The organism is Mesorhizobium sp. M7A.F.Ca.US.006.01.1.1 (genome assembly GCF_003997935.1).
In the GTDB taxonomy this organism is placed as follows: domain Bacteria; phylum Pseudomonadota; class Alphaproteobacteria; order Rhizobiales; family Rhizobiaceae; genus Mesorhizobium.
The window spans coordinates 1-9,349 of the sequence record NZ_RZQL01000258.1 but is presented as its reverse complement, the minus strand read 5'-3'; the positions used below and the strand labels follow the sequence as shown (position 1 = coordinate 9,349).

At 58.9% G+C, this 9,349-nt stretch carries 8 protein-coding genes; 6 read left to right on the top strand and 2 right to left on the bottom strand.

Annotation, left to right across the window (positions count from 1 at the left end):
- Window positions 1-200: 200 nt before the first annotated feature.
- The 3 genes from EN943_RS30915 to EN943_RS30905 all read left to right on the top strand — a co-directional run bounded on the left by EN943_RS30915 (window position 201) and on the right by EN943_RS30905 (window position 3,715).
- Complete coding sequence (locus EN943_RS30915; RefSeq protein ID WP_127415862.1) at window positions 201-1,049, top strand: fumarylacetoacetate hydrolase family protein; 849 nt, start codon at window positions 201-203, stop codon at window positions 1,047-1,049.
- A 415-nt stretch (window positions 1,050-1,464) separates the two neighbouring features.
- Window positions 1,465-2,346, top strand: a complete 882-nt coding sequence (locus EN943_RS30910; protein ID WP_127415861.1) for a 2-hydroxy-3-oxopropionate reductase — start codon at window positions 1,465-1,467, stop codon at window positions 2,344-2,346.
- A gap of 109 nt (window positions 2,347-2,455) precedes the next feature.
- Window positions 2,456-3,715 carry a glycerate kinase gene (locus EN943_RS30905; protein ID WP_127415860.1) on the top strand — a complete coding sequence of 420 codons (1,260 nt, stop codon included), beginning with the start codon at window positions 2,456-2,458 and terminating at the stop codon, window positions 3,713-3,715.
- 634 nt (window positions 3,716-4,349) lie between these two features.
- Here the strand turns inward: EN943_RS30905 and EN943_RS30900 are convergent.
- A complete protein-coding gene (locus tag EN943_RS30900) occupies window positions 4,350-5,504 on the bottom strand; it encodes a pyridoxal phosphate-dependent aminotransferase (protein ID WP_245476041.1) in 1,155 nt (384 codons plus the stop codon).
- A gap of 181 nt (window positions 5,505-5,685) precedes the next feature.
- On the bottom strand, window positions 5,686-6,462 hold the full coding sequence (locus tag EN943_RS30895; protein WP_127415858.1) for a class II aldolase/adducin family protein: 777 nt from the start codon (window positions 6,460-6,462) through the stop codon (window positions 5,686-5,688).
- A gap of 782 nt (window positions 6,463-7,244) precedes the next feature.
- On the opposite strand from EN943_RS30895, the gene EN943_RS30890 reads away from it, so the two are divergent.
- The 3 genes from EN943_RS30890 to EN943_RS30880 form a co-directional block, all read left to right on the top strand.
- Entirely contained in the window at window positions 7,245-8,552 is a 1,308-nt protein-coding gene (locus tag EN943_RS30890; RefSeq protein WP_127415857.1) for an LLM class flavin-dependent oxidoreductase, read from the top strand.
- Window positions 8,549-8,974, top strand: coding sequence for a hypothetical protein (locus EN943_RS30885; RefSeq protein WP_127415856.1), 426 nt, complete (start codon window positions 8,549-8,551; stop codon window positions 8,972-8,974). The genes EN943_RS30890 and EN943_RS30885 overlap by 4 nt, the downstream gene beginning before the upstream one ends.
- A 30-nt stretch (window positions 8,975-9,004) precedes the next feature.
- On the top strand, window positions 9,005-9,349 hold a 345-nt coding region (locus EN943_RS30880), incomplete at its 3' end, for a twin-arginine translocation signal domain-containing protein (RefSeq protein ID WP_127415855.1).

Genomic DNA, 9,349 nt, shown 5'->3' with positions numbered 1-9,349 from the left:
GCAAGGGCTATTAATCCTCGCGTCAATCTCCGTGCGATCGGAGGGCTCGCGCTGCAAACGCAAGCGTAGCGCTCCCTTCCATGATCCTTCCGCACCGATGAGAAGCCGGGAGCCGCTTACAACCTGCTTGGCGCGGCTCCCTCGCGCTGTCTAGAGCAACTTGGATATCCCTCAAATCACAATTTCAAGGACGTATCTCGATGAAATTTGCATCCTACCGTCTCGGTGAGACAACCAGCTGGGGTTTGATTGAAGGAGAGACAATCGTCGATGTGGGCACGGCTCTCAAAAGGCAATTCGCCGATTTGAAAGCTTTCCTGTCCGCAGATGCGCTTGCGGCGGCGGTGGAGGACGCTCGATCACGGGCCAAAAGCCACGCTATCAGCGCGATTACATGGCTACCGGTAGTCCCCAACCCCGACAAGATTATTTGCGTCGGACATAACTACGATACCCATAGCAGCGGGATCGGTCATTCCGATGCGGAAAAACCCACGATCTTCGCTCGTTTTGCCAATACCCAAACGGGACATCGGACGGCGCTCATTCTCCCCCGGATCTCTAGTTACTTTGATTACGAGGGTGAACTTGCCGTGATTATTGGCACGGCCGGGCGTTATATTCAGCGTGGTGAGGCAATGGCTCATGTTGCGGGCTATGCCTGCTACAACGAGGCGAGCGTGCGCGACTTCCAGAGGCACACCAGCCAATACACACCAGGTAAGAATTTCCCTAAAACCGGGGGCTTCGGGCCTTGGATGGTGACAAGGGATGAGGTTGGAGCGCTCGGAACTTTGCGAATACAGACGCGCCTCAACGGGGAGGTAGTCCAAGATGCGCTGCTGGAGCAGATGATATTCGATGTTCCGGCTCTCATCGAGTATTGTTCCAGCTTTACACGCCTCGAGGCTGGCGACGTAATCGTGACGGGCACGCCAGGAGGCATTGGATTGAGACGCGAACCACCGCTGTGGCTGAAGCATGGTGACAGCGTCGAAGTTGAGATTGACAAAATAGGATTGCTGCAAAACTCCGTGACCAAAGAGTGATACTTAATCACCGAGGATCCGAACTGCCGCCCTATTTGCAACTGTCTCCTGGGCAACAAGCCGTTGAGAAACCGCCTAGCGTATCTCCGGCTGATGAATCTTGGCGTACGAACCGCCAATGTGATCGAACTGGTTGGATCGAGCAATTGCAAGCCGCACAATGACATTTGAAGTATGCAGCGCATGGAGGCGGAACTCACGGCTACGATGAAGCGTCATGCGACGCGCGTGAGATATCAAGAGCGCAGGAGTCCCGGTCCCCAGAATCCGGGCGGGATGTGTCCCGTTCTACTGCAGCCAGCATACGTCCAATCCCCGTCGGATGGGCGCGGAATGGAAGCCAAATGAGCAAGTGGAAATTGGCTTGGCTCAGCGCCTGGAGACAGGACGCTCAACCACATAAGGGATCTGCATCATGGACATCGGTTTTATCGGCCTCGGCGTCATGGGCGCGCCGATGGCGGGGCACCTCATCAGCAGCGGGCATAAGGTTCGGCTTTATTCGCGCAGCGGTCCGCCTGCGGGTCTCTTAGGCGAGGGACACGCATGCGTGAATCCGAGCGAGGTCGCGCGGGTCAGTGAGATCGTTATTTTGATGGTGCCGGATACGCCTGATGTCGAAAACGCTTTGTTCGCGGAGAAGGGCGTTGCCGCCGGGCTCTCCAAGGGCAAGATCGTCGTCGATATGAGTTCGATCTCGCCGATTGCTACCAAACAATTCGCCACGCAGATCGAAGCCTTGGGTTGCGACTATGTCGACGCGCCGGTGTCCGGCGGCGAAGTTGGGGCCAAGGCGGCGACTCTTTCGATCATGGTCGGGGCGACGGAAAAAGCGTTTGCGCGGGTTAAGCCGATCTTTGAATTGTTGGGCAAGAACATCACCCATGTCGGCGGCGTCGGCGACGGCCAGACGGCTAAGGTCGCCAATCAGATTATCGTAGCCCTCACCATCGAGGCGGTCGCCGAAGGTCTGCTGTTCGCGGCGAAAGCGGGCGCCGACCCGGCAAAGGTGCGAAGCGCTTTGATGGGCGGTTTTGCGTCATCGCGCATCCTCGAAGTGCATGGCGAGCGGATGATCAAGCGCACGTTCGCACCTGGCTTCCGGATCGAATTGCACCGGAAGGATCTCAATCTCGCGCTTTCCAGCGCCGCCGCCTTGGGCGTATCCCTGCCCAATACCGCGATGGCGCAGGAATTGTTCAACTCCTGTGCCGCGCGCGGGGGTGCGGCTTGGGATCATTCGGCAATGGTGCGCGCACTGGAATTGATGGCGAATTTCGAAATCGCCAAAGGTTAGCTGTGTAGGTGCGGTCGCTGACCGCGCCGCTTCCGTAGGTTGGTGCACTTAGGCGCTTCGCGCCGGACGCAACTGGCTGTCGCGTCTACACTGCGTTGGAGAGATATCCATGAACGAACCGCGCGCTTTTCTGGCAAACCTGTTCCAAGCTGCGATCGATGCGGCCTCGCCAGGGAAGCGGGTCGCACAATTCCTCCCCGCGCGGCCGAAGGGACGGACTATCGTCGTCGGCGCTGGCAAAGCTGCGGCGGCGATGGCAGCGGCGGTCGAAGCCGCCTGGGACGGGCCACTCGGGGGACTCGTCGTCACCCGCTACGGCCATGGCGCGCCAACGAAATTCATCGAAGTCGTCGAGGCGTCGCATCCATTGCCCGATGCGGCGGGCGAGGGTGCGGCATTGCGCATCCTCGATCGCGTCAGGGGATTGAGCGCCGACGATCTCGTGCTATGCCTCATATCCGGAGGGGGCTCGGCATTGCTCGCAGCTCCCGCGCCGGGCCTGACGATCGATGATAAGCGCTCAATCAATCGCGCGCTGCTCAGGTGCGGTGCCAGCATCAGCGAAATGAACTGCGTTCGCAAGCATCTCTCTGCGATTAAGGGCGGCCACCTCGCGCTCGCGGCCTCGCCGGCCCAGGTCGTAAGTCTAATCATCTCCGACGTACCCGGCGACGATCACGCCGTCGTCGCTTCGGGGCCGACAGTCGCGGACGCTTCTTCGTCGGCGGAGGCGCTGGCTATTCTGCGTCGCTATGCGATTGAGGCACCCGCAAACGTTGTCGCCCATTTGCGAAGCCCGCAGTCGGAGACGCCGAAACCGGGTCATTCGCGTTTTCAGTCCGTCGAGAACATCATCATTTCTGCGCCGCAAAGGTCTCTTGAAGCAGCGGCGGTTCGCGCCCGCGCGGCCGGAGTGACGCCGGTTCTGCTGGGAGACGCGATCGAGGGCGAAGCGCGTGAGGTCGCCAAGGTCATGGCGGGGATCGCGCGATCAGCCAAGTTGCACGGCGAGCCAGCGCGCGCGCCTTGCGTCCTGCTCTCCGGCGGTGAGGCCACCGTCACTATGGCCGGACAGGGGCGCGGCGGCCGTAACGCCGAGTTCCTACTCGGCCTCGCGGTTGCGCTTGATAGCGCGCCCGGCATATACGCCATCGCGGGCGACACCGACGGGATTGACGGCAGTGAGGACAATGCGGGCGCCCATGTGGCACCCGATACGCTCGCCCGCGCCGCCGCGTTCGGATTCGATGCGAAAGACCGGCTTGCCGACAATGACGCCTATACGCTCTTCGCCGGCATCGGCGATCTCGTGGTAACCGGGCCAACGCGGACGAATGTCAATGATTTTCGTGCGATTTTAGTTCTATAGTCAATGCTACCGGATCGGTGCGCGGCAGAAGCGACGCGCGCGCTACGCAAGTTGACGCACTCTTGTAACGTGATCCCAATGCGCGCTCTGCTATCTGACACTCCGCTGCTGAACATGGACGACCCCTCTCAGCGCTCCGCGGCTCCTGCTATTCAATGCGTTGACCGACGTGCGTTGCTTTCGCTCGATGGGTCGCGAACCTCAGTTCGCTCCCGATTGAGAGCGAGTCGATGAAGATGAGGCACTTGAGGCCGCTGCACGCGACCGCGACGAAATGAACGAACACTACGCGGGGAGGTGGCGAGTGTGACGCAGATTATTCTAGGGGTCGTCGCGGAGCATCGAGGGGTACGAGGCAACTCCTGAAGAAGGTGCTGCGTCATCTGCTCGGCGATCCCATCGCATTTCGCCCATGAAGAACACGACGGGACTTCTCATACAGTAGCTGCCCGACGATCCGACCGAGAAGCTGATATTCCGGCCACGCTATCGCCCTTTGTTGGCGCGAGAAGCAGATTATCGCCGTCGATAACAATCAGCGTAATTTTGCGAACCGTGGTCTGGCGAGAGAAGTTTCAGCGCCTGCCCGCCGGTGTCGGCATGGGGCATGCCGAGCTCGTTAGGGAGTTGGAGGTTACTTCAACCCGAAAAACCCCGTCAACCGGTTGACAGCCTCGCGCGCCAGTTCCGGACTTATAGCAAAACAAATTCGAATGAAGCCTGCTCCATCCGCTCCAAACGCCGTCCCCGGAGCGACGCCAACTTTCGCCTCCCTTAGGAGGCGAATTGCAATGTCGAGGCTGCTTTCCCCGGTGTCCACACGCGCCATTAAATAGAACGAGCCTGCTGGGGGAAAGACGCTGACGCTTTTGAGCCGCGATAGGCCCTCAGTCAGAATTGCCCGGCTTTCCGTGCAACGAACTACCATGTTACGGATGAACTCATCTCCCTCGTTCAACGCAGTGACGGCTGCATGCTGAATAAAGGTCGGAATGGATGTAGTATTGTAATTACCGAGTTTGGCGAACGTATTGTCCAAGCCTGTCGGATACACAAGCCATCCGGCACGCCACCCGGTCATGGCCCAGTTTTTGGAAAAGGTATTGCATACAATTAAAAGATCCCTATCATTGCATATTTGTAGGAAAGACGGGGCGAGCGCATTGCCGTATACAAAATGCGCGTAAACTTCATCCGCCAATATCCAAAGTCCGCGTTCCCGCGCCACATCACGGAGCGCCTCCATCTCGCCGAGAGGCATTATCCAACCTGTCGGATTCGAGGGTGAGTTGATGGCAATAATCTTGGTGCGGTCCGTGATCGCGGCCAAGATGTCATCAAGCCTGAGACTGAAGCGGCCGCCGCTATCGAGACGGTAGGGAACGGCTACGGGTACGCCGCCGGTAGTCCTTACTGCCTCAGTCAGGTTGCCCCAGGCGGGGGAGGGGATGATGATCTCGTCGCCTGCATCCAAAAGAGCTTGTGCCGTCTGCATAATGGCGTTCATGCCGCCAGCGGTGATCGCGAACCGGTTTGCAGGAATGTTCACGCCCCAGTGTCGATTGTGATAGGCGCTCAGCGCCTCCCTGAGCTCTGGAAGCCCCAGGGCATAGGTGTACCGAGTGTGTCCGGCTTCCATAGCAACGCGCGCCGCGTCGATAATGAAAGGCGGCGTTGGGAGGTCGCCTTCGCCGATCCATAGCTTTATGACAGACGGATCGTCGCGGCCCAAATCCGCAACGAGTCCGATTTGGCTGGAGCTGAGTTCTTGGACCCGGTGAGGAAGCATGGAGGCTAAGCTCCCGGTTGTTATATGTTGCATTTAAGGTTCTCTCGTTACTGAGGGTTCTCGGATCCCCTGCGGCGCACACCGACCTGAAGACGCCTCAACCTCCTGCGAGTCATTGCGTTTGGGCCTATGCGAAAACGAAGCCGGCTCCAACTCGTGGGGGCGGGCTTTTAGGGTCGGGCTAAAGGACGTAATTCGGCTGGTTGCGGTCCAAGCTGCGCTTGAAGGCGTTGAACATGTAATCGGCGGAGCTCATTTTGAGGCTTGGCGCGGGTTTCTTGAGCTGCGCGGCGATCTTGGCCGCGATCTCTGGCTTGACGAATCTGCGAGGCTGTTGCGTCCACATCGAAAACATTTGGGTGCGGCAGGCGCGCTCCAGATAATATAGCCGGTAGTAGGCACTCGCGACAGAACTGCCCGTGACGACGACGCCGTGATTAGCGAGCATGAGGATGGGTTTACCCTGCATCAGTCCTGCCAACCGCTCGCCCTCGGCTAAATCGTCAGCCCAGCCGTTGTAGTTGTAGTCATAGGCAATCCTGTCTTGGAAATACAAGGCTGTCTGGCCAGTCGGCTCGAGGGTCATGTCCTCAAGCTGACTGAGGGCCGTGCAGTAAGGCATGTGAGTATGCATCACGCACACCGCCTCGGGTATAAGGCGGTGGATGGGACCATGAATGCACACGGCCGTTTCATCAGCAATTCCAGTACCGCCCACGATCTCTCCGTCATAGCTAACTTCGATTAGGCTGCTAGCGGTAACCTCAGACCAATGTAGACCGTAGCTGTTGACATAAAACCGACCGGGGCGGCCCGGTACATTGCATGTGAAGTGATTGGAAATCCCTTCGTGAAAGTCATCATTCACCGCCTGGCGGAAGGCTGCTGCCATGTCGATCCGGGTCTGTTGCCGGTCCTCAGCAACGCGGTCCAAGGTTAGATCATAATTGACATCCATCTGTTGCTCCTTGTCATCTTGCTAGATCGTCGGATAAGTCCGCACGAAGTAGCGCATTTGTAGAGAATTACCTTATACCGTCTTCATCTCTCGGCGATGCCCGGCTGTGGCTTGTTCCGGAGAATCAGGGTCGTACTGATTAAGCAGAGGACCGCTGTGCGCTCCTAGCCGCATTCGCCGCCAGAGTCGCCAAAGCGCCGCCAGCGGGAGTGTGCCCAATATTCAGGACTGTTAGGTGGTGGAAAGTCCAGTTTGGTTGTAGCGCGCGGGCCACTCAGCCGCTGCGCCCAGAGACCTGTCGGTGACCAGATCGGTGCGCGGCGCGGATCTCTCGGGACGCAAGCGACCAACCGATCTGCGGCGGCTCGAATCGCGCTGATGTCGAGGCAACGTAAGCGTGATCTGATGGCCGCGTGCGGTTATGCGGCGGCGGGCTAGCAGGCAGTGCAGGACCGGTTTGAAGAAGGAGTCCGTCAATGCGGATGATCGGGTGATAGGCAATGCGGTTCATGACGGGGCAAGCCAGGCTTCGGACCGGTAAGCCCCGATCGCGAGCAGCAAGCGATCTCGAACCGCTGCGCAATTCAAGCAAAATGTTTTCGCGGCGATTCGCTTAAGTAGAATTTTCTCGGTCAATCAGCGGCATATTTGGCATGGACGCAGTGGTTCAAAAGAAATAAAAGGTTAAAGAGGATTTTTCGACCTACAGGCTGAGCGAACTAACCTTTTTAGTTGTATCGAACGAAAATTCCTCACTTAGTATTGTTGCATCGGGCTTAAGAATGACTGGCAGAGAAATTCACTTCAATCTCTTCATGAGACTGCAAGGAAATCATCTTGCGGGATGGCGCCAGCCCGGAAACAGAATCGCTGAAGTTCTTGATATCGACTATTACATAGAGATCGCTCGAAAGGTCGAAGCGGCGAAGTTCGATTCGCTGTTCATCGCCGATGGTCTGTCGATAATCAGCCATCCGTGGAAGGCTTTGAGCTGGCTGTTCGAGCCACTGACGCTGCTTTCCGCACTAGCGGTTTCGACGAAGCATATCGGGCTGATTGCCACCGCTTCTACGACCTACGCCGACCCTTTTGGCATCGCCCGCGCGTTTGCTAGTCTCGACCACATATCCAAGGGGCGCGCGGCTTGGAACATCGTGACGACTTTCCATCCCGAATCGGCTGCCAATTTCGGCGATCGCCCGCAGCTAGAACATGTGACGCGCTACGATCGCGCGGCCGAGTTCGTGGATGTCGTCCGCAAGCTGTGGGGCAGTTGGGATGCGGACGCGCTTGTCGCCGACAAGACTGCCGGAACGCTGGTCGACTACCGCAAGGTCCGCGCGATCGATCATCGAGGCAAGTACTTCAATGTGCGAGGGCCTCTGACGAGCCCAAGGCCTCCGCAAGGGCATCCTCTGCTGGTTCAGGCCGGTGCATCAGCCAGCGGGCAACAGTTTGCCGGTACGTATGCGGACGCGATTTACGCTCCCGGAGACCATCTCGACCAGACGCTGGCGTTTACCAGCCAGATCCGGGAAGCGACCGAGCGGGCAGGCAGGCCCCGCAACGCAATCGCCGTACTAGCCGCGCTGTGCCCGGTACTTGCCGATACCGAGCAGAAGGCGAAGCAGATCGCCGAGGAACTGCACGAGCTCTCGTCGGCCGATCACGTCTACGGATCGATGCGCAGCTGGTTCGGGCTCGAACTGGAGGCAATCGGACTGGACGAGCGGATACCGGATGAGCTTCTGCCGGAACCTAACGAGGTCCAGGGTCTGAGGAGCCGCTACGAACAGATCCTGCATCTCATAAGAGAGCGGAACTACACGCTGCGCGACATCGCGAAGCATCTCGAGGGCAGCAACGACGGCGGCTACTTCATAGGCACGCCTGAGCAGCTCGCCGACCGCATCGGACAGTGGTGGGAAGCGGGCGCCGTCGACGGCTTCAACCTGTCGCTGCCCTATTACGACGAACCGCTGGACATCTTCATCGACGAAGTTCTCCCGATCCTGAGGAAACGCGGACAGTTCCGCACCGAATACGCGGCCGGGACGCTGCGCGAACGTTTCAGAGACGGAACATCATGAGCCAGATGATCACGGATGTCCGCATCGAGGGTGCGACCACGGACATTGCCGGGCGCTTCCTGATAGGCGGCGACGGTTTTCAGATCGTGACAGACGCGACAGTCGGAAAAGGCGGGCGCGGTGTCGCTGCTGGAACCTCGCATCTGATCGGCGGAGCGTTGGTCACCTGCGCGCTCAATGTGTTCAGAGGGGCGGTCGAACCGGAGTTGAGCGCTTTCCGAAAGGTCCGGATCAACGCGCGGTTTCAGCGCGTCGAAGGCCAGTCAAACCTTGGCTCGCTGCATCTCGACGTAGCGATCGACAGCGTCGATCAGTTCGAGGCCGACAGGCTGCGTCAGCTCTACCTAGAAAACTGTTCCATCTATCAGGCGCTGACCGCCACGCGTGCACTCGACATCACCATTTCCTCCCATCCCAGCTGAAGGCCTCCCTCAACCAGATTTGGAAACGTCATGACCCATATGCTTAATCGCCGACATTTCCTAGGCGCGGCCGGCGTGTCCGCAGCCGCCCTCACTTTCGGAACCGCTACACGATCGTCGGCCGCGGAACGCGTCCAGATCCAGCAACAGGTCTGGACGGGCGCTCAGGAAATCGTACCACAAAAGGTGGCGAACGCCTTCCAGGCAGCCAATCCCGGGGTCAGCATCACAGTCTCGCCGGGCTCCTCGAACGCCGTGCTGAACACCATCGTCGCCGCACGCAAGGCAGGCTCGACACCTCCCATCAATGTCGGCTTCTTCAACCTCGAAAACACGGCGCGCGGTCGGGCGGAAGATGCCTGGGTGCCGCTGGAC

Coding starts and splice junctions, on each gene's coding strand:
- EN943_RS30915 (WP_127415862.1), top strand. CDS start 201: ATGAAATTTGCATCCTACCGTCTCGGTGAGACAACCAGCTGGGGTTTG.
- EN943_RS30910 (WP_127415861.1), top strand. CDS start 1,465: ATGGACATCGGTTTTATCGGCCTCGGCGTCATGGGCGCGCCGATGGCG.
- EN943_RS30905 (WP_127415860.1), top strand. CDS start 2,456: ATGAACGAACCGCGCGCTTTTCTGGCAAACCTGTTCCAAGCTGCGATC.
- EN943_RS30900 (WP_245476041.1), bottom strand. CDS start 5,504: ATGCTTCCTCACCGGGTCCAAGAACTCAGCTCCAGCCAAATCGGACTC.
- EN943_RS30895 (WP_127415858.1), bottom strand. CDS start 6,462: ATGGATGTCAATTATGATCTAACCTTGGACCGCGTTGCTGAGGACCGG.
- EN943_RS30890 (WP_127415857.1), top strand. CDS start 7,245: ATGACTGGCAGAGAAATTCACTTCAATCTCTTCATGAGACTGCAAGGA.
- EN943_RS30885 (WP_127415856.1), top strand. CDS start 8,549: ATGAGCCAGATGATCACGGATGTCCGCATCGAGGGTGCGACCACGGAC.